The organism is Arthrobacter sp. P1_B3 (genome assembly GCF_056406615.1).
This window is the reverse complement of the sequence record NZ_JBFTZV010000033.1, coordinates 19,943-38,731: the sequence shown is the minus strand read 5'-3', so window position 1 is coordinate 38,731 and position 18,789 is coordinate 19,943. Positions and strand designations below refer to the sequence as shown.

The window sequence follows — 18,789 nt, the reverse complement described above, 5'->3', positions numbered from 1 at the left end:
GGCGAGCACGGCGGAGGCGGCGTTGGTGCCGTGGGCCGAGGCCGGGATGAGGCAGACGTTGCGCTGCTCGTCTCCGCGGGAGTGGTGGTAGCCGCGGATGGCCAGCAGGCCGGCGAGCTCGCCCTGGGATCCGGCGTTGGGCTGGATGGAGACCTGGTCGTAGCCCGTGATCTCGGTCAGCTGGGCTTCGAGGTCCTCGATCAGTTCGCGCCAGCCCTCGGTCTGGGAGTCCGGGGCGAAGGGGTGGATGGAGGCGAACTCCGGCCAGGAGATGGCTTCCATCTCGGCCGTGGCGTTCAGCTTCATGGTGCACGAGCCCAGCGGGATCATGGTGCGGTCCAGGGCGAGGTCGCGGTCCGAGAGGCGGCGGATGTAGCGCAGCAACTGGGTTTCGGAACGGTGCGTGTTGAACACCGGGTGCTGGAGGTAGTCGGAGGTGCGCTCCACGGCGGAGTCCAGGCCGAAGCCCTCAGATGTGTCGGTCACCGACGCGCCAAACGCGGCGATGACGTCGGCGACGATAGCCACCGTCGTGGCCTCATCGGCGGAGATGCCGACAGTGTCGGCGTCGATGGCCCGCAGGTTGACGCCCTTGGCGTCGGCGGCCGCGATGATCTCTGCCGCCCGGCCCGGCACGGAGACGGTGATGGTGTCGAAGAATGACGTGTGCAGCACGTCCAGCCCGGCGGCCTTCAGGGAGGCGGCGATGGTCTTGGCGTGGACGTGGACCGACTGGGCGATGGCCTTCAGCCCGTCTGGGCCATGGTAGACGGCGTAGAACGAGGACACGATGGCCAGCAGTGCCTGGGCGGTGCAGATGTTGGACGTGGCCTTCTCGCGGCGGATGTGCTGCTCGCGGGTCTGCAGGGCCAGGCGGTAGGCGGGGACGCCGGCGTTGTCTTTGGAGACACCCACGAGGCGGCCGGGCATGGAGCGCTCCAGCCCCTTCTGCACGGCCATGTAGGCGGCGTGCGGGCCGCCGAAGAACAGCGGCACGCCGAAGCGCTGGGCGGAGCCGACGGCGATATCCGCACCCTGCTCGCCCGGAGGGGTGATCAGGGTCAGGGCCAGGAGGTCCGCGGCCACAGTGACCAGCGCGCCGCGTTCCTTGGCGTCGGCGATCACCGCGGTGTGGTCCAACACGCGGCCGGAGACGCCCGGCTGCTGCAGGACGACGCCGTTGATGACGCCCTCGGGCAGGCCCTTCGAGAGGTCCGCGACCTCGACCTCGAAGCCGAGGGCTTCCGCGCGGCCCTTGACGATCGCGATGGTCTGCGGGAGGCAGTCGGCGTCGAGGACGGTCTTGCCGTCGTGCGCCGTCTTGTTCTTGTTGGCGCGGCGCATCATCAGCACGGCCTCGGCGACGGCGGTGGCTTCGTCCAGCAGCGATGCGTTGGCGATCGGCAGGCCGACGAGGTCCTGGACCATGGTCTGGAAGTTCAGCAGGGCTTCGAGCCGGCCCTGGGAGATTTCCGGCTGGTACGGCGTGTACGCGGTGTACCAGGCCGGGGCTTCGAGGATGTTGCGGCGGATCACCGGCGGGGTGAGCGTGTCGTAGTAGCCCTGCCCGATCATCTGCACGGCGGTCTTGTTCTTCGCTGCCAGCTTGCGCAGCTCGGCGAGGACTTCCACCTCGCTGAGGGCGGCGGCGAGCGCGAGATCGGAGTCCTGACGGATGTCCTTCGGAACGGCGGTGTCCACCAGGGCGTCGACGGTGTCGTAGCCGACAGCCTTCAGCATGGCGTCGACGTCGGCCTGGCGGCGCGCGCCGATGTGCCGGTCAACGAAGGACGTGGAGGCTGGGGTAACAGTCACAAGGAACTCCATAACTCAGGCGGCGCAGGGTACGCCACATTGATTCGGGTTCCTCCCCGCTCTGTATTGGACCTGAGAGTTTCCGCGAAGCCTGCGTTTCAGGGGCTCCGCTTGCACCGTCGGTGAGCACAGCATGTCCGGGACACGCCTGCTACTTTCCAGAGATGCCTTGCCGCGGCGGTACATGGGCCTGAGAGATTCCTGGGGAGGGTTTGCTCCTACGGCGCCTGCTTGTACCTACTTGCAGGACTCTCCCGCCGCAGATCAAAGGCGTATTCAGTTGGGTGATTAATCGTGGGTGACAACAGTCACAGCTCCCATTCTCCTATGCCGGGCGCGCGTCCGCAAACTCCCTGCCAGCCGCCGACCCAGGTTACGGGCGACAAGCCGCCCCCGGGTGCGTCCGCCAACACGAGTTCGCCGGACAGCGGCCAGGTCGCCGCAACTTTGCGGCGAACTCGCACGCTTCCGGCGAGTTCGGCGGGGTGGGCGGGAGCGGGCGGGGTGGGCGGGAGCGGGCGGGGTGGGCGGGAGCGGGCGGGAGCGTCAGCGGCGCAGCTTCTCGACGGCGGCCAGCAGGCTCTCGACGTCCGCTTCGACCTCCGGAAGCGGCCCGCCGGGGCCCCGGCCCAGCATGGCGTTGAAGTACAGCCCGTCCCCCATGTACAGGACGGCCTTCGCCATGGCGGGTCCGACGTCGGCCGCCAGCAGTTCCAGCCAGCTCGCCTGGGCGGCGGCGAAGCGGCGGAGGGTCTCCCCGTGCGCCACCTCGGCGAGCCGCGTGGCCGCCACGAAGACCCGGTCCATGGGCGTGTCCGCCCACACCGAGGACCTAATGAAGTACGCCGCCGCCCCTTCGGGGGCCGCCGCCATGGCGGCAACATCCGCAGCCAGATGCCGGTCCAGCCGTTCCAGCAGGACCGCGATCATCGCCTCCTTGGTCGGGAAGTGGTAGAGCAGGCCGCCCTTGGAGACGCCGGCCCGGCGCGCGACGGCGTCCAGCGTCGCGGCGCGTTCACCGACTTCGATGAGCAGGGATTCGAAGGCATCGAGGACGGCCTCGCGGGCGACGGGTTTCCTGGGCATGCCTCCCATCATGCCTGCCCAGCCCTTCATTTCTTAACTGTACCGTCCAGACGGTATAGTTATGTCCTATGAGCATTTCATCGATCACCGCAGCCACCAGCATCCCGGCGGCCACCGGCCCCCGGGCACCGTGGCGCGACTGGGTGGCGCTGGCCCTGCTAATGTTCCCCGTCCTGCTCGTGGCCGTGGACAACACCGCCCTGACGTTTGCCCTGCCGGCCATCGCCACCAGCCTGTCCGCTTCCGGCGTCCAGCTGCTCTGGATCGTCGACGCCTATCCCTTGGTCCTGGCCGGACTGCTGGTCGCTATGGGCAGCCTCGGCGACAGGATCGGACGGCGCCGCCTGCTCTTCGTGGGCAGCGCGGGTTTTGCCGCGGTTTCGGCCGCGACGGCGTTCGCACCGAGCGCCGAATGGCTGATCGCCGGCCGTGCCGGGCTTGGCCTGTTCGGCGCCATGCTCATGCCGTCCACTCTTTCCCTGATCCGCAATATCTTTCCGCAGCCCAACCGGCGCAGGCTGGCCGTGGCGATCTGGGCCGCCGGCTTCTCCGGCGGCGCCGCCCTCGGCCCGATTGCCGGCGGCTGGCTGGTGGAACACTTCTGGTGGGGCGCCGTCCTGCTGGTCGCAGTGCCGATCATCCTTCCTCTCCTGGTGCTCGGTCCGGCGCTGATACCGGAATCCCGCGACCCGAACCCCGGCCGCGTGGACGTGCCCAGCATTGTCCTGTCCCTGCTGGTCATGGTGCCGGTCGTCTACGGGATCAAAACCCTCGCCACCCACGGGCCCGCACCAGAGGCCTTCGCGAGCATTGGAGCCGGCCTGCTCATGGGCTACGTGTTCATCCGGCGGCAGCGGGCACTTGCCCGCGGGGAAGGTACGGCGCCGATGCTCGATGTCAGCCTCTTTGGCAACCGGATCTTCAGCACGGCCATCATCGCCAACGTCCTGGCGCTGTTCTCCTTCAACGGCTTCATCCTGTTCCTGGCACAGCACCTGCAGCTGGTCGAGGGCCAGTCCCCCTCGGCTTCCGGAGTCGCCATGGTCCCGGCCCTCATCGCCACTGTCGTGGCGGGGCTGCTCGTGGTCCCGCTGGTGCGCAAGGTGCGGCCAGGCTTTGTTGTGGCCGGCGGGCTGCTGCTGAGCGCGGCGGGCTATTTCCTGGTGGCGTTCGGCGACCACAGCCATGGCCCGTCTCTGCTCCTGGCCGCGCTGCTGGTTCTCTGCCTGGGGGTGGGCGCCGCGGAGACGATTTCCAATGACCTGATCCTGGGTGCGGCGCCTGCCGACAAGTCGGGGGCCGCCGCCGCCATCTCCGAGACCGGCTATGAAGTGGGGTCTCTGCTGGGCACGGCGATCCTCGGCTCGATCCTGACGGCTTCCTATCAGGGCAACCTCCGGCTCCCCGAGGGGGTGTCCGGGCTCGTCCCGGCAGAGGCCACCAGCCAGGCGGGTGAAACCCTCGCCGGCGCGGTGGAGCTCGCCCACATGCTTCCGGCTCCCCTGGCGGAGGCAGTGACGGCTGCCGCGCGCACGGCGTTCGACTCCGGCGTCCACGTCACGGCGTCAATCGCGCTGGTCCTGATGACCGGGGCCTGCGTCCTCGCCGCCATTGTCCTGCGGACGGTGCCGAAGGCCAAATAGCTTGGACAGCAGCGTCCTGCGCCGGAAGAAATCCGGCGCCGGACGCTGCTGGTTTAGGGTCGGACCGGTGGGAGCCGGTCCCTACTTGTCCTCCGGAGTGGTCACGCTGGCGTTTGCCCGCATGGTCTCGGCATTCACCATCCAGGCATACTGCTCAAGCTTGGCAATGAAGGCGTGCAGGAGGTCGGCGGTGGTGGGGTCTTCCTCATCAACTTCATCGTGAACTTTGCGCATCGTGCCGACGGCCGCCTCGAGGGCCGCGACAATCCGTTCGATGGCGTCCTTCGTGTTGATCAGGCCCGCGGGGAACTCGGCGAGTGCGGTGGACTTGGAAACCGTGGAACTGCGGCCGTCCGGCAGGGCGTGGAGGGCGCGCATGCGCTCGGCGAGATCGTCCGCGAACTCCCGGGCGGCGTCGACGATCTCGTCCAGCTGGAGGTGGAGGTCCCGGAAGTTAGTCCCGACGATGTTCCAATGCGCCTGCTTGCCCTGAACGTGGAGTTCGATCAGGTCCACTAGGACCGCCTGCAGGTTGGCCGTCAGTGTAGGTGTCGCTTTCATGCATCCTCCTCAATAGAACCGGTACCGTGCGGGCCGCGCGCACCATTTGCTGGCACCGCGGCCGATGCTTCCGACGCTACCGCAGGGCAGCGACGGGCCGCGACGGTTCGGGGAGGAATTTCTCGGTCAGCTTACTAAGTCGGCTTACTAACCGTTTCGGGAAGCTGAGACTGCCCCGTTCCTATGTTCCGTTAGGCACGGGCGAGGGAGAGATTCTTGACGCTGTCTGCCCCCTCTTCGCGGGACAGCAGGACCTCCCTGCGGGTCTCTTCGGCGCAGCGGACCATCTGGTCAATGCTTTCCTGCGAACAACGCCGACAGGCCTGCGCCGTCGTCGTAGGGGGCGTCAGTCCGGACCACGTTTAGCGGAAAGCCGGGGTGTTCTCCTCCGTACCGTCGGCAGGACCGGCCGCTTCGTTAGGCGCCGTGGTGACGGGCCGGTTCCGCAGGGGCGGCCGACGTGGGCCAGAATCCCCATGCCAAGGCTGTTGCGCGGTATTAGGGTGGGAGCTGACGGGGCCACGCGGCCCGCCCCGTTGGACGCCTGCTCTGTTGCAGTTCGTCCCTTGCAGTTGGTCCATTGCCAGGAAACGACGGCCGTCCGCCTCGTCAGGAAGGCCAGCCATGGTGCCATTTCCCGCTCTGGAGCAGCCGTTGAACCCGTTTCCCCGCTATGAAGCCATGCGGGACAGTGAACCCGTTTTCCAGGATCAGGAGACCGGGGTGTGGCATGTGTTCCGCTACGATGACGTGCAGCGGGTCCTGTCCGAGCACGCCACGTTTTCTTCCCGGATCGGCGGGGACAACCCCTCCGAAACGGGCCAGCTCTTCGCCGCCAGCCTGATCAACACGGACCCGCCCAGGCACCGCCAGTTGCGTTCCCTGGTGTCCCAGGCGTTCACGCCACGGTCAGTGGAAGCGCTCGGCCCGCGCATCTCGGAACTCACCGACGAGTTGCTGGACCCGGTAGTTGCTGCCGGTTCCGCGGACCTGATCGACCAGCTGGCCTATCCGCTGCCGGTCATCGTCATCGCGGAGCTGATGGGCATCCCGGCCGCGGACCGGGACCGGTTCAAGCAGTGGTCCGACGTGATCGTGAGCCAGACCCGCCCCGGCGCCGACGAGTCCGGCCACATGGCCGCACACCGGGAAATGGCGGAGTACTTCATGGGCATGATCGAGCAGCGGCGGCGCCAGCCGGGCCATGACCTCATCAGCGCGCTCCTCGCGGCCGAGATCGACGGGCAGAAGCTCAGCGCCATCGAGCTGCTCGGATTCTGCGCCCTTCTGCTCGTTGCCGGCAACGAGACCACCACGAACCTGATCGGCAATGCGGTGCTGTGCTTCACCGAAGCGCCGGGCACGGCGGAACGCCTCATCGCCGAGCCTGCCCTGCTCCCGCAGGCGATCGAAGAGGTGCTGCGCTACCGCTCCCCCGTCCAGTCCATGTACCGGATCTCCGCCGTCGACACGACCGTGCGGGGCCTGCCGATCCCTGCGGGGTCGCCGATCGTGGCGTGGATCGGCTCGGCGAACCGTGACGCGGAGCAGTTCCCGCACCCTGACGTGTTCGACGTCGGACGCTCACCGAACCGTCACCTCGCCTTCGGCCAGGGCATCCACTTCTGCCTCGGCGCTCCCCTGGCCCGGCTCGAGGCCAGGATCGCGCTGCAGGCCGTGCTCTCCCGGCTGCCCGGCTTGGCCGTGCGACCCGGGGCGCAGCTGGAGCGGATGGAAAGCACGATCGTCTACGGAGTGAAACAGCTTCCCGTGTCCTGGCTGGCTGCCTGACGGCGAGCGCCGCCTCCGTTGCCCTATCAGTTGTGGCTGCTACGGATTGACTTTGCCGTCCGAATGACAGCCGTAACTGATAGGGCAACGCGGGGCGCTAGCGTTTCCACCGGAAGGGTGTGCCTCCGGTCCATTTCGACACCTAGGGGCACCTCGCTCCGAGCGCGTCGAACCACCTAGGAGTCGAACTGCCCAGGAATGGGCTGCTCGCACGCCCAACTGTCCTGTCAGTCGAAAAAGTACGCGGGTTGGCGAGGTGGACAACTGCATCATCGGCAAGAGCGCAGCGCATTGGTCGCAGCGCACGAAATGCTCCTGATCCACCGTGATGCCACCAAAGGCCTTGAGTTCGCAAGTCGCGCAACGCGCCGCGTTGCTCTGCCGCCCCGGCCATCACCAGAAGTGCGCCACGTCCACCACTAGCCGTGACCCGGTGCCCGGCCCGGACAGGGACAGGACCCGGAACGGCAGCCGCGCGCGGACCCCCAGGCCCAGGCTGCTGTACCCTTCGAAGCTGCCCGCCCACGCCACTTGCCGGAACGTCTGGTAACCGGTCACGTCCGCCAGTTCGCCCTTGTTCGCCGGGTTGTAGGTGGGATTGCCGGCGTCGTCGTATGCGGGCGCATTGACCGTGAGCTGGATGAAGGCCTGGCCCCGCAGCGGGATCGGCAGGCCGGACCCGTCCTGCACCACCTCGGGCACGTAGCGGACGGCGTAGCCGGCCACGGGGCCGTTGAGGTCGATGACCAGCCGGTCAAAACAGTAATGCTGACCGGTCCGCACATTCACCACCTTGGCCTGGCTCATGGCCGGATCCGTTTTGACCAGCGAACCCCAGACCAGGCCGCAGTACGGGTCCGCGGCTGCCGGAGCCGGCGCAAGCACCCCGAGACCGGCGGCCATCAGCACTGCCGCGAGCAAAGCGTGGATCTTCTTCAACTGGGTCTTCTTCAACTGGGTCCTCTTCAACCCCGCCACCCCCTGGTGCTGCCCGAGCCCTTGCTGGCCAAACAGTCAGCGCAGGTCAGACGCTTCCAGCGTAGGCGGCCCCGAACCGGCGGGCGAGGTCCTCATCCGTTTCGGCGCCCAACCGTTAAAGTGGCCCGTTGCTGGTCACGGACGGATTGCACGGACACATCCCGCCAGGTTCCTTCACGAACAGATAACGCCGGCAGCCGCGGGCCACGCCAGGAACGGCGAAGCGCCGGCACCCCCGAGGGTCCGGCGCTTCGTGCGGCCTTGGTGTTGCTGAAAAATTCTTAGCCTTCGCAGTCGCGGCAGTACTTCATGCCGTTCTTTTCAAGGGCCACCTGGGACCTGTGCCGGACCAGGAAGCAGGAGGAGCAGGTGAATTCATCGGACTGCTCCGGTACAACAATGACCGTCAGCTCTTCGCCGGACAGGTCCGCACCCGGAAGATCGATGCCTTCAGCGGTGTCGTTCTCGTCGACGTCGATCACAGCAGTCTGCGCGCCGCCGCCGCGGGACGCCTGCAGGGCCTCCAGCGACTCAGCGGGAGACTCTTCTTCTGTCTTACGTGGGGCGTCGTAATCGGTAGCCATATCGGGGTTCACTTTCGTTGCTGCGCAGCGCCATTTCAGGCACCTCAGTGAAGCAGTTTAGGACATTATGCATGGAGTTGAGGAATAGTGTGGCCAATCAGACACAATGAGTCGGACGGGGCGCGGAAGCCCGGGTCGGCGGCCCCGGGACGCCCCGCGTCCGCGGCCCGCGGTGGGCAGTTCAGGCGACCGGCCAGACCACCAGCGTCTGCCACTTCGCCGGGTCGGGCTCGGCACCGGGATCGGTGAGGTAGTACTCCCACATGGCTTCCCCGGGGCTCGCACCGTCCTGCCGCATCCGCGCCATGATCGCGCCGTAGGTCTGCTGCAGTGATTCGTAGGGCCCGATGTGCATCGCCTCGTAGGCCCGGCCTGCGGGGAGTGCCCCGGCGATGACCTCAGTGTCCGCGCCGCTTGGGTTCGTGAAAGGTGCGGCGAGAGGGAACCCCGCCTCCACGTCGACGACGTCGGTCGGTTTGCCCCGGTACAGCGCGAACGGGGGTCCGGCCAATTGGACATGCTGATCCTGCACCGCACCCATGACGGCGCCGAAGGCACGGCCGAAAAAGTCGCGCAGCGCATTCATCGGGACAGTCTCACGCACCACTGCAGTCGGCTGTTCCTTGAGTTGGGCGGGCTTGATGTCCGGAGCCGCCCCGGGGTTCGTTGGAGTCATACGCCCAGACTCTGCCGCGCCCAATCCGCGGTCTAGGGCCTTACGGCCCGCGCCCACGGAGCGGCCTGCGGCGTGTTCGCCCGCACGTCCGGACTCGGCGCACGTACTACCGCGAATAAATAAATGAACTTTATTCATATTAGGCCTTGCCCGGCGCGACCATCGCCTAAATACTAAATGAACAACGTTCATTTATGTGACGCCCGTCTCACTGGAGTAGCCATGATCGAAATCACGTCCCTCGACACCCCGCCCTCCCTCGCCCGCACCACGTCGTCCCGAAGTGCATCGTCCAGCCGGCCAGCACTGCGGGTCGGCGTCGTACAGCACCGCTGGCATCCTGACGCCGCGGCCCTGCACGCGGAACTGGACGAAGGCATCGGGCGGGCCGCCCGGTTGGGAGCCGCCGTCGTCTTCCTGCCCGAGCTCACACTGTCCCGGTACCCCGCGGATACGCTTCCCGAAAACGACACCACCCGGGCCGGGGCCCCGCGCCCGCGGCCCTCGGACATCGCCGAGGACCTGTTCACCGGCCCCACGTTCCGGTTCGCGGCGGACGCGGCCCGCCGGCACGGAATCTGCGTCCACGCTTCGCTGTACCAGAAGGCGGAGAACCCGGACGGTTCCGACGACGGCCTGGGCCTGAACACTGCCATCCTGGTCTCCCCCGAAGGCGAACTGCTGGCACGCACGCACAAGCTGCACATCCCCGTCACAGCCGGCTACTACGAGGACAAATTCTTCCGCCAGGGCCCGGACGGCGACGATGCTTACGAGGTCCATTCCCCCGCCGAGCTCGGCGGCGCACGGTTGGGCATGCCCACCTGCTGGGACGAATGGTTCCCGGAGTTGGCGCGGATTTACTCCCTCGGCGGGGCAGAACTCCTGGTCTACCCCACCGCCATCGGCTCCGAGCCGGACCACCCGGACTTCGACACCCAGCCGTTGTGGCAACAGGTCATTGTGGGCAACGGCATTGCCAACGGGCTGTTCATGGTGGTCCCCAACCGCTGCGGCAGCGAAGGCACCCTGAACTTCTACGGCTCCTCCTTCATCTCCGATCCCTACGGCCGGATCCTCGCGCAGGCACCACGGGACGAATCCGCGGTGATAGTGGCGGACCTCGACCTCGACCAGCGCCGTGACTGGCTCACGCTCTTTCCCTTCCTGGCCACGCGCCGCCCGGACACCTACGCGCGGCTGACCGAACCGGTACGCGCCGATGCCCCGCTCGGCCTCGACGCCTATGAGCCCACTGCGTATGAGGCCACCGCGTATGAGGCCACTGCGCAGAAGGTCACGGCATGAGCGCCTGGCGGATGCCGTCCGAAACGGCACCCCAGGACCGTGTCTGGATGGCGTTCCCCACCGGCGGCTACACCCTGGGCGAAACAGAGGCAGAAGCCCACGCCGCCCGCTCCGTCTGGGCCGCCGTCGCGAACGCCGTTGTGGAATTCGAACCGGTCACCATGCTGGTGGCGCCGGCGGATGTGGAGACCGCCGCCCGCTACCTCCACCCGGACATCGAGGTGGTCACCGCCGCCTTGAACGACGCCTGGATGCGGGACATCGGCCCCACGTTCGTCCTGGACGACGGCGGCCGGCTCGGCGCCGTGGACTGGGTGTTCAACGGCTGGGGCGGCCAGGGCTGGGCGGCCTGGGACAAGGACTCGCTCGTGGCAGCTGCCGTCGCGGCACGCTCGGGGGCCAGCCACCTCGTCTCGCCCCTGGTGAACGAGGGCGGCGGCATCCACGTCGACGGCGAAGGAACGGTCCTCGTCACCGAGACGGTGCAACTGGATCCGGGCCGGAACCCGGGGCTCAGCAAGGCCGACGTCGAGGCCGAACTGGCCCGGACCCTGGGCACCAGCCACGTGATCTGGCTTCCCCGCGGGCTGACCCGGGATTCGGAACGGTTCGGCACGCGCGGCCACGTCGACATCGTCGCGGCCATCCCGTCTCCGGGCACCTTGCTGGTCCACTCCCAGCAGAACCCGGCACACCCCGACTTCGAGGTCAGCCGGGACATCATCAGCCACCTCGCCACCACCCGCGACGCGGCCGGCCGCGAATGGACCATCATCGAGGTCCCCGCCCCGGAAACCCTGACCGACGAGGACGGCTTCGTCGACTACAGCTACATCAACCATCTGGTGGTCAATGGCGGCGTCATCGCCTGCACGTTCGGCGACCCGATGGACGAAAAAGCCTTGCGCATCCTCGGCGACGCCTACCCCGGCCGCAAAGTGGTGGGCATCGACGCCCGCCAGCTCTTCGCCTGCGGCGGCGGCATCCACTGCATCACCCAACAGCAACCGTCCGCCTCCCACAAGACAGGTCAGCCATGAGTCAGACAATCGGCCGCGAAGACGGCACCACCACCGCCCACGGCGCAGTCGATCCCGCCGGCTCGAAGCACGGCATCACGGGCAAGGGGCTCAAGGGCGGGCAGCTTGGCCTGCTCGCCGTCGTGGTCCTGGGCATCTCCTCCGTGGCGCCCGCCTACAGCCTGACCAGTTCGCTGGGACCGGCCGTCGGCGCCGTGGGCGTGCAGCTGCCGGCGATCTTCATCGTCGCGTTCATCCCCATGATCCTCGTGGCGTTCGCCTACCGCGAGCTCAACGCCGACTCCCCGGACAGCGGCACCACCTTCACGTGGGCAACGAAGGCATTCGGCCCGTTTGTCGGCTGGATGGGCGGCTGGGGGCTGCTGGCCGCCAACATCATCGTCCTGTCCAACCTGGCCGGCGTCGCGGTGGACTTCTTCTATCTCTTCCTGGCCCAGGTGTTCAACAACCCTGAACTCGCGGACCTGACCTCGAACACGGCCGTGAACATTGTGACCTGCCTGGTGTTTGTGGCATTGGCCGTCTGGGTCAGCTACCGCGGCCTGCACGCCACCAAGCTCGTGCAGTACAGCATGGTCGGCTTCCAGGTGCTGGTCCTGGCCGTCTTCATCATCATGGCGCTTAGCCACGCAGCCTCGGGTGACTCGGGCACCGCGATCGCGTTCAGCTGGGACTGGTTCAACCCGGCGAAAATCGAGAGCTTCGAGCAGTTCACCGCCGGCATGTCACTGGCCGTCTTCGTCTACTGGGGCTGGGACGTCTGCCTCACTGTGAACGAGGAAACCAAGGGAGGCAGGGGCACCGCCGGGCGGGCAGGAACGACGACGGCGGTGGCCGTCCTGGCCCTCTACCTCGCCGTGATCGTGGCCACCATGATGGTGGCCGGCACCGGCGCCGACGGCATTGGTTTGAACAACCCGGACAACCAAGCGAATGTCTTTGCCGCACTGGCCTCCCCCGTCATGGGCCCGCTGGCCATCCTGATGTCCCTGGCCGTGCTCTCCGGCACCGCGTCCTCCCTCCAGTCCACCATGGCCTCCCCCGCCCGGAGCCTGCTGGCGATGGGGCACTACGGGGCACTGCCGCCGCGCTTCGCGTCCGTCAGCAAGCGCTTCGGATCCCCCGGCTACGCCACGGTGGTTGCGGGCCTGCTGTCCGGCGGCTTCTACGCCGTCATGAAGGTGGTCAGCGAAAACGTCCTCAACGACACCATCATGGCCCTTGGCCTGATGATCTGCTTCTACTACGCCCTGACGGCGTTCGCCTGCACGTGGTACTTCCGGCACAGCCTGTTCTCCAGCGTCCGTAACTTCTTCATGCGGCTGCTGTTCCCGGTCCTGGGCGGCCTGGTCCTCACCGTGGTCTTCTTCCAGACCGCCGTGGACAGCTGGGCGCCGGAGTTCGGCAGCGGCTCCGAGGTCTTCGGCGTGGGCCTGGTGTTCATCCTGGGCATCGGCATCCTCGCCCTCGGCGTCGTGGTGATGCTGGTGACCGCGAAGCTGCATCCGGGCTTCTTCCGGGGCGAGACCATCCGGAAGGACACCCCCGCCCTGGTGGTTCCCGAGTAGCCGCCAGCGCCAATGGACGGCGCACGGCTTTGCCCCCTGCCGCGGGGCAAAGCCGTGCGTTTGCTGTCGGTGGCGCCTTGCACTTATTGATTGGGACTAAAGGCAAACTTCTTGCTGGGCGGCGCTCACGGGCCGACTTTCAACAGTTCCGGCTCTGGCTCTGCCTCCGCCGCCAAAGTGCCGCTATTGCGTCGACGCAGGCGCTTCTCGACCACGAATCCCGCCAGGCCAAGGATCACGAAAACCACAATTACTGCGTAGTTTTGGTACCAGGGCGCTTCTGGCTGTCGCGGCCAGGCGATATTGACGACCTCAAAGCCCAACCACAGCAGCGCGGCCACGTTCACTACTGTGCCAAAAACTCCCAGGCTGAAGGGTCCGGCCTTCCACGCCCCTTTCAGCCGAACCACCAGGGCGGCCAGCACTGGAAAGAGGAATGCCACGTAGAAGCCGGCCGTCGCGAAGGCAATGAGGGCGCCGTACACCTGTGATGCCGACAGGGCAAGAATAATCATTGAAGCGACCGCAGAGACTAAGAGTGCGTTGATGGGCAGCCGGTCGGTCTTGCTGAGGCGCCTCAGAACCTTGGCCGCAGGCAGGGCGTCCAGCCGGGCGAATGCGAAAATTGATCGTGAGACAGCTGCCTGCAGCGCCACTGTCCCTGCGATAAATCCCAGGACGATGGTCACCAGGAGCGGTTTGGTGATTCCCTCGCCAAGATTGGCAGTGAGGGTTGTGGTAATCGGGTCCGGGTCTGCCCCCGACATGGCGGCACCAATATCCGGGATTGCGAGGAGCAGGGCCAGGCACGAAAACGTGATGACAGATGCCACCGTGACCAGGGACGTCAGTACAGCCCGCGGCACTCTGCGTTCGGGTGACCGGACTTCCTCGGCTATGGCGCCCGCACTCTCAAATCCCACAAACGACCATCCGATAATTGCCACGGCCGCCATAAAAGGCCCAAAGACATACGCGGTGGTGTCTGGCGCGGATCCGAAGGAGTCCAGAATCGTGCTGAGGGAATTTCGGCGATGGAAGATGATCAGTACCAACCCGACCCCCAGGCTGGCGATGACCTCGCACACGATGCTCACAGTCACCAGCAGACTCAGCCATTTCCTGCCGGCGGAGTTGGCAATCGTACTGACCAACAAGATAACGGCGCCCAGCATGATTTTCGTTGTGGTGTCAGGCTGTTCGATGCCGAACAGTGAGGCCAGAAATGTGCCTCCACCGAAGGCTACAGCGGCAACTGTGATGATGAGGGTCCAGATGTAGGCCCATCCTGCGTACCAGCTGTAGGTGTGCCCGAGAAGGGACCTGGACCAAAGGCAGACCCCGCCGGCAACAGGCCAACGCGAAGCGAGCTCGGCAAGTACAGCCGCTACCAGGGCCTGGCCCAAGAGGACAACCAACAGACCCCACCAGAAGGCCGGCCCTGCGGCCATCAGAGCCAAGCCAAATACTCCGTACAAGCCGATGATTGGCGACATGAAGGCAAACGCCAAGGAGAAGGAGGACCAGAACCCCATCTCCCGTTTGAGTTGGAGGGATTCAGGATTAGGGGTCTGCGGTGGACCAGGTGCATCCGACAACAGCTGGGACGGGGAGTTCATTGCAATGAGCCTTCTTTCGCTGGGACGGTCTTAGGGGTGAAGCTTCACAACGAGCTGCGGGCGTGGCTGAAGCGCGGCCATGGGCTTCGCCCTTGGCCTGTTGTGTTTTGGGGTCACCAATGTTCGCCGTGCCGCCGGGTTCAGCAGTCCGGCGTTCAGCAGTCCGGCGTTCAGTAGTCCGGGTACAGCTCCGCGGACGCTGTGACAGGGTTGAGGGGCTCGGCGATCAATGCAGGGTCACCGAGAGCCGCGTCCGCGAGCGCTTCGCATGTCGAGAAGCGGACGTCGCCCCGTTCCAGCGCCGTTTCGATCACGGTCCGCAGGGCCTCCAGCCGTCCTGCCCGTCCCGTGAGGAACGGGTGGCACGTGAGCATGAAGAGCGCGCCATGACGTCGCATTGCGTCGATCTCGTGAATCCACATATCAGCGACCACTAGTGGCGACTGGATGATTTCACCGATCTTGGGTTCCGGAAGGAAGGCATACTGCTCCCAGTCGTCCAGGCTCCAATGTGGAGGGAGCTCCGCAACTGTCCCCGCCGGGGTTTCAATGAGATACGGGACGTCCGCATCCATGAGGCTGGAATCGTATGTCAGCCCGTACTCAGCCACCAGCGACGGCGTCTGCCACGAGGGCTGCCACAGTGCGGCGCGATGCCCTTTTGGCGAAATGCCGAAGCGCCCGAGTGCGGCAAGCGCCAGATCGAAGTCGGCGCGTTCGTCGTCGAAACTCATGTTCACCGCGGTGCGGTGAGTGTGCGAGTGGTGCGCGATCTCGTGTCCCGATTCCAGGACCTGTTCAACCATGTGGGGATATCGTTCCGCGGTGACTCCTGGAATGAAGAACGTCGCCGGCTGCTGCACATCCTTCAACATTTGGAGAATCCGAGGAACGCCCACCTTGGGTCCGAACGCCTGGTGAGTCATCGCCATCGCATTGTCGGCGTAGCGGCGGCCGGCGGCCAGGATGGGGGACTCGGCGTCGACGTCGAACGTCAACGCCGCAACGCATGCCGCCCCCTGCCTCCAGCCGCTCTTATCGACGTCAGAAGTCATGGCCCGAGAGCCAGTCTGCGTAATCGCCGAGGGCCCGCTGCAGGGGCCAGGCCGATTCGTAGCCTAGATCCCTGGCCGCGGAAGCGATGCTGAAATGGCCCTGCAAGTCCAGGGTTGGATCCGTCCCTGGCCCGATCTCCACGGTGGCGTCCGGGAATGCGATTCGAACTTCTTTGACTACGTCGCTGAGGGTCCAGTACTCGCTGCCGGAGATGTTGTACGCCAGGGGCCTGGCCGAGGCCGTTTCCGGTGCCTGGACTGCCGCAAGTACGGCAAGAGCGACGTCGCGGACGTAGACCAGGTTGTACCGGTGGTCGGCCCCGTGGTCCTGTGAGAACGAACCGTCGCGGACTACGCCGCGCATAATGTCCCGCATGACCTCATCCATGCGGTTGCCGGGTCCGTAGACCTGGCCGATGCGCAGGGAGATGACGTCGATTCCATACCTGTCGCCGTAGACCTGTCCGAGCCATTCCCCGGTGACCTTCGTCACGGCGTACGGCGTCGTCGGATTTACGGGCTCCGATTCGAGAACCACAGGTGCTGAGGTCTTTCCGTACACGCACTCGGACGAGAAGAAGATGATCCGTTTGACGCCGTGGAGTCGAGCCGCCTCGAAAACCGCCACCGTTCCCTCGACGTTGGCAGCAAAGGTTGCCAGGGGAAAGCTCAAGGAATAGGTCGGGTGGGAGATGGCTGCGGTGTGGACGATGGTGTCCACGTCGTGTTCCTTGAATACCTCGAGGAGGCGGGGGATATCGAACAGCTCGCCCTGAACGGACACGACGTCGGGGCGTGGCGCGTCGAGGAAGTCCCGGTTGTAGCTGACCGTTTGATGGCCGGCGTCGGCAAGTTCGTTGACTATGTGGCGTCCCGTGAATCCGGCACCACCTGTGACCAGGACAGAGCTCATGTGATTTTGCCTTTCAGTACGAGAGTTAGGTGTGGGATTCAATGTCCGAGCGGGAACGTCGTGGTTCGACCACCGTCGACAACAAGGTTTGTTCCCGTGACATATGAGGATTCAGGGCCCAACAGCCACAGCGCCGCCGCAGCAATCTCCTCGGCCAGGGCGAATCGGCCAAGCGGTACGGACGCTTCGTCCCTGGCGCGTTCTTCTTCGTTCGCGAACTCGGCCGCAAGCATCGGAGTATCTGTCGTCCCCGGCGACAGGGCGTTGACCCGGACGCCGGCAGGTGCGAGTTCGGCGGCCAGTGACCGCATCATCGACAGGACACCGCCCTTGGTCGCGGTGTATGCGGTGTAGCCAGCCTGGCCGACGAGTGATAGCTCGCTGGCGGTGCAGACGAGCGATCCACCGCCGTTGGCTGAGAGCGTTCGCGCCGCTGCCCTGGCGAAGTGGAATGTGCCGGTCAAGTTCACCCGGACCAGTCTCTGCCACAGCTCATCGGACGTTTCGGCGATGGGCGCAACACTGGAGATTCCTGCGGAGTTGAACGCTCCGCTCAGTGGTCCGAGTTCAGCTTCCGCCTGGGCGAAGGCGCTATCGACCGGTTGTGACTCAGAGACGTCGGCCTCAAGGAAGATCACAGCGCCCGAGAGTTGGCGTTTTGCGTCTTCAAGCAGACGGTCCGGGAGCCCAACTGCCGCAACCTTTGCCCCCTGCGCCAGAAGCGCCCGAGTGGTCGCGAGACCGATGCCGGAGCTGGCTCCGGTGACAAGGTAGGCCTTGTCCTGAAAATGGCTCATGTCTTCTCTTCCCCATTGGTTGTGGCACGGCAGGCGCAGCCTAGAAGGCTGATTTAGCCAACGAGCGCACGGGTGTGGTCGTTAAGGAACATGCCGCGGGGGTCGAACTCCCGGCGTATCTGGATGAAGGTGTCCAACTCCGGGTAGAGACGCTCCAAGCGGCTCCGCGTCATGAAATGGATCTTGCCCCAGTGTGCCCGTGGCTCGAATTCCTGCAGCACCGCATCCGCATCCCGGAAGAAGGGCCAGTAGTCGGTCCCCGGTTCGGTGGTCAGGGTAATGACGGTGGTGTCGCGCCCTTGGAACTGGGACATGTAACCTTCGTCGGCTTTCACCCAGCGGACCTCAACGGGGTACTTCTGGTCGGAGTGCTTGGTGCGGATCAGGTCCTGGACAGCCTCGACGGCCTCCAAGCCATGTTCGCTGGGAACGAAGTACTCGAGTTCATGGAACGGTGTGGTGAATCCGCCCGGGTAGATGCGGTACGACCGGTCCAGCCGGGCACCCTCCGTGCGGGAAATTTCACGCTCGTCCTTGACCTGGGCGATGTTGTACCGCTTGGTGTAGCTGCGGTTCGCCATGCCCTGACCAGGCGAACCGGGCAGGTCCAGGAGTTCGCATGAATCGTCGTCCGGGCACCAGAGGAAGGAGTAGTGCCGGTTCCCGTCGATGTCGGCCTGCCAGGTTGCCGCGGTCTCCGCCCACGTGGGATAGGTAATCTCCTCCTGCAGGTAATAGCGGTCCTCGACCGCCAGTTCTACCTCGAGGAAAATCCCGAGCGTCCCCAAGGCGACCTGGGCGGCCCTGAGTTCGCGGAGCTGGCCTTCACCGATTTCGACGATTTCGCCGTAGCCGTTGATCAGTCTGACCCAACGCAGGGCTGATGAGAAGCTGCCCAGGTTTTTTCCGGAGCCGTGGGTGCTGGTCGCGAGTGCCCCGGCGATCTGCTGCTTGTCGATGTCGCCCTGGTTGCCCAGTGCCAGCCCCTGCTCCCACAGCGGATCGCCAAAGGCGTTGATGGTTGTGCCGGCCAGGGCCCGCGCACGGCGCCGCATGAGGTCGGTTCCGGTGATGGCCGAGAGTGCGGACATGTCCATCAGGACGCCGCCCGTCTGGACCAGCGGTGAGGACGAATGCCCTGAGCCGACTGCGCGCACGGGCAGGCCTTCGCGGATGGCGAACCGGACGGCGTCGAGCGCTTCCTGTTCGTTCCGCGGCCGGACGGTGAAGGCCGGCGTGGCGCTCTGGTTTCCGCCCCAGTTGGTCCACGTTACGTCTGTTCCGAAGGGAGCGGACGGGGTTGCGGCGCGCGCCGACGACGCCGAGTGGGGATGATTCATGGTGGTCATAGCTGA

General features: G+C 65.9%; 16 protein-coding genes and 2 riboswitches. Of the genes, 5 read left to right on the top strand and 11 right to left on the bottom strand.

The window, feature by feature from the left end; all coding sequences use genetic code 11:
• Both AC1D2F_RS21760 and AC1D2F_RS21755 read right to left on the bottom strand, forming a co-directional pair.
• On the bottom strand, positions 1–1,827 hold a 1,827-nt coding region (locus tag AC1D2F_RS21760; protein ID WP_476967682.1), incomplete at its 3' end, for an aminomethyl-transferring glycine dehydrogenase.
• Between the two features lie 39 nt (positions 1,828–1,866).
• Positions 1,867–1,982: riboswitch (glycine riboswitch) on the bottom strand.
• 1 nt (position 1,983) lies between these two features.
• Positions 1,984–2,082, bottom strand: a riboswitch (glycine riboswitch).
• A 279-nt stretch (positions 2,083–2,361) separates the two neighbouring features.
• Positions 2,362–2,901 carry a TetR/AcrR family transcriptional regulator gene (locus AC1D2F_RS21755; protein WP_364746287.1) on the bottom strand — a complete coding sequence of 180 codons (540 nt, stop codon included), beginning with the start codon at positions 2,899–2,901 and terminating at the stop codon, positions 2,362–2,364.
• A 68-nt stretch (positions 2,902–2,969) separates the two neighbouring features.
• Between AC1D2F_RS21755 and AC1D2F_RS21750 the strand changes: the two genes are divergently transcribed.
• Entirely contained in the window at positions 2,970–4,544 is a 1,575-nt protein-coding gene (locus AC1D2F_RS21750) for an MFS transporter (RefSeq protein ID WP_229996043.1), read from the top strand.
• Between the two features lie 81 nt (positions 4,545–4,625).
• On the opposite strand, the gene AC1D2F_RS21745 is transcribed toward AC1D2F_RS21750, so the two are convergent.
• Complete coding sequence (locus tag AC1D2F_RS21745; protein ID WP_229996044.1) at positions 4,626–5,105, bottom strand: Dps family protein; 480 nt, start codon at positions 5,103–5,105, stop codon at positions 4,626–4,628.
• A gap of 624 nt (positions 5,106–5,729) precedes the next feature.
• Here AC1D2F_RS21745 and AC1D2F_RS21740 point away from each other — a divergent pair.
• Positions 5,730–6,896 carry a cytochrome P450 gene (locus tag AC1D2F_RS21740; RefSeq protein WP_229996045.1) on the top strand — a complete coding sequence of 389 codons (1,167 nt, stop codon included), beginning with the start codon at positions 5,730–5,732 and terminating at the stop codon, positions 6,894–6,896.
• A gap of 393 nt (positions 6,897–7,289) precedes the next feature.
• Here the strand turns inward: AC1D2F_RS21740 and AC1D2F_RS21735 are convergent, their stop codons facing one another.
• From AC1D2F_RS21735 to AC1D2F_RS21725, 3 genes are all read right to left on the bottom strand, one after another.
• Positions 7,290–7,835 (bottom strand): AMIN-like domain-containing (lipo)protein, encoded by a 546-nt coding sequence (locus AC1D2F_RS21735; RefSeq protein WP_476967684.1) that lies wholly within the window; start codon positions 7,833–7,835, stop codon positions 7,290–7,292.
• A gap of 320 nt (positions 7,836–8,155) precedes the next feature.
• Entirely contained in the window at positions 8,156–8,458 is a 303-nt protein-coding gene (locus tag AC1D2F_RS21730; protein ID WP_018775830.1) for a DUF4193 domain-containing protein, read from the bottom strand.
• A 181-nt stretch (positions 8,459–8,639) separates the two neighbouring features.
• Positions 8,640–9,134: a GyrI-like domain-containing protein gene (locus AC1D2F_RS21725; RefSeq protein ID WP_364746263.1), complete on the bottom strand. Its 495-nt coding sequence runs from the start codon at positions 9,132–9,134 to the stop codon at positions 8,640–8,642.
• Between the two features lie 222 nt (positions 9,135–9,356).
• Between AC1D2F_RS21725 and AC1D2F_RS21720 the strand changes: the two genes are divergently transcribed.
• Genes AC1D2F_RS21720 through AC1D2F_RS21710 form a run of 3 tightly spaced genes read left to right on the top strand, consistent with a single transcriptional unit; the run spans position 9,357 to position 13,050 of the window.
• Positions 9,357–10,442, top strand: a complete 1,086-nt coding sequence (locus tag AC1D2F_RS21720; protein WP_364746260.1) for a nitrilase-related carbon-nitrogen hydrolase — start codon at positions 9,357–9,359, stop codon at positions 10,440–10,442.
• Positions 10,439–11,482 (top strand): agmatine deiminase family protein, encoded by a 1,044-nt coding sequence (locus AC1D2F_RS21715; protein ID WP_476967681.1) that lies wholly within the window; start codon positions 10,439–10,441, stop codon positions 11,480–11,482. Before AC1D2F_RS21720 ends, AC1D2F_RS21715 begins: the two co-directional genes overlap by 4 nt.
• The gene (locus AC1D2F_RS21710) at positions 11,479–13,050 is read left to right on the top strand and encodes an APC family permease (protein WP_229995861.1); all 1,572 of its coding nucleotides are present in this window, start codon (positions 11,479–11,481) and stop codon (positions 13,048–13,050) included. Before AC1D2F_RS21715 ends, AC1D2F_RS21710 begins: the two co-directional genes overlap by 4 nt.
• Positions 13,051–13,175: 125 nt before the next feature.
• Here the strand turns inward: AC1D2F_RS21710 and AC1D2F_RS21705 are convergent, their stop codons facing one another.
• The 5 genes from AC1D2F_RS21705 to AC1D2F_RS21685 form a co-directional block, all read right to left on the bottom strand.
• On the bottom strand, positions 13,176–14,585 hold the full coding sequence (locus AC1D2F_RS21705; protein WP_476967683.1) for an APC family permease: 1,410 nt from the start codon (positions 14,583–14,585) through the stop codon (positions 13,176–13,178).
• Positions 14,586–14,839: 254 nt separating this feature from the next.
• Positions 14,840–15,724 carry a polysaccharide deacetylase family protein gene (locus tag AC1D2F_RS21700; protein ID WP_364746251.1) on the bottom strand — a complete coding sequence of 295 codons (885 nt, stop codon included), beginning with the start codon at positions 15,722–15,724 and terminating at the stop codon, positions 14,840–14,842.
• Complete coding sequence (locus AC1D2F_RS21695; protein ID WP_476967680.1) at positions 15,714–16,637, bottom strand: NAD-dependent epimerase/dehydratase family protein; 924 nt, start codon at positions 16,635–16,637, stop codon at positions 15,714–15,716. The genes AC1D2F_RS21700 and AC1D2F_RS21695 overlap by 11 nt, the downstream gene beginning before the upstream one ends.
• 38 nt (positions 16,638–16,675) lie before the next feature.
• A complete protein-coding gene (locus AC1D2F_RS21690; RefSeq protein WP_476967679.1) occupies positions 16,676–17,434 on the bottom strand; it encodes an SDR family NAD(P)-dependent oxidoreductase in 759 nt (252 codons plus the stop codon).
• Positions 17,435–17,487: 53 nt separating this feature from the next.
• On the bottom strand, positions 17,488–18,783 hold the full coding sequence (locus AC1D2F_RS21685) for a D-arabinono-1,4-lactone oxidase (protein ID WP_364746245.1): 1,296 nt from the start codon (positions 18,781–18,783) through the stop codon (positions 17,488–17,490).
• Between the last annotated feature and the right edge of the window lie 6 nt (positions 18,784–18,789).

What these genes read in the sequence shown, in the direction of transcription:
- AC1D2F_RS21755 (WP_364746287.1), bottom strand. Translation starts at nt 2,901, where the DNA reads ATGCCCAGGAAACCCGTCGCCCGCGAGGCCGTCCTCGATGCCTTCGAA.
- AC1D2F_RS21750 (WP_229996043.1), top strand. Translation starts at nt 2,970, where the DNA reads ATGAGCATTTCATCGATCACCGCAGCCACCAGCATCCCGGCGGCCACC.
- AC1D2F_RS21745 (WP_229996044.1), bottom strand. Translation starts at nt 5,105, where the DNA reads ATGAAAGCGACACCTACACTGACGGCCAACCTGCAGGCGGTCCTAGTG.
- AC1D2F_RS21740 (WP_229996045.1), top strand. Translation starts at nt 5,730, where the DNA reads ATGGTGCCATTTCCCGCTCTGGAGCAGCCGTTGAACCCGTTTCCCCGC.
- AC1D2F_RS21730 (WP_018775830.1), bottom strand. Translation starts at nt 8,458, where the DNA reads ATGGCTACCGATTACGACGCCCCACGTAAGACAGAAGAAGAGTCTCCC.
- AC1D2F_RS21725 (WP_364746263.1), bottom strand. Translation starts at nt 9,134, where the DNA reads ATGACTCCAACGAACCCCGGGGCGGCTCCGGACATCAAGCCCGCCCAA.
- AC1D2F_RS21720 (WP_364746260.1), top strand. Translation starts at nt 9,357, where the DNA reads ATGATCGAAATCACGTCCCTCGACACCCCGCCCTCCCTCGCCCGCACC.
- AC1D2F_RS21715 (WP_476967681.1), top strand. Translation starts at nt 10,439, where the DNA reads ATGAGCGCCTGGCGGATGCCGTCCGAAACGGCACCCCAGGACCGTGTC.
- AC1D2F_RS21710 (WP_229995861.1), top strand. Translation starts at nt 11,479, where the DNA reads ATGAGTCAGACAATCGGCCGCGAAGACGGCACCACCACCGCCCACGGC.
- AC1D2F_RS21705 (WP_476967683.1), bottom strand. Translation starts at nt 14,585, where the DNA reads ATGGGGTTCTGGTCCTCCTTCTCCTTGGCGTTTGCCTTCATGTCGCCA.
- AC1D2F_RS21700 (WP_364746251.1), bottom strand. Translation starts at nt 15,724, where the DNA reads ATGACTTCTGACGTCGATAAGAGCGGCTGGAGGCAGGGGGCGGCATGC.
- AC1D2F_RS21695 (WP_476967680.1), bottom strand. Translation starts at nt 16,637, where the DNA reads ATGAGCTCTGTCCTGGTCACAGGTGGTGCCGGATTCACGGGACGCCAC.
- AC1D2F_RS21690 (WP_476967679.1), bottom strand. Translation starts at nt 17,434, where the DNA reads ATGAGCCATTTTCAGGACAAGGCCTACCTTGTCACCGGAGCCAGCTCC.
- AC1D2F_RS21685 (WP_364746245.1), bottom strand. Translation starts at nt 18,783, where the DNA reads ATGACCACCATGAATCATCCCCACTCGGCGTCGTCGGCGCGCGCCGCA.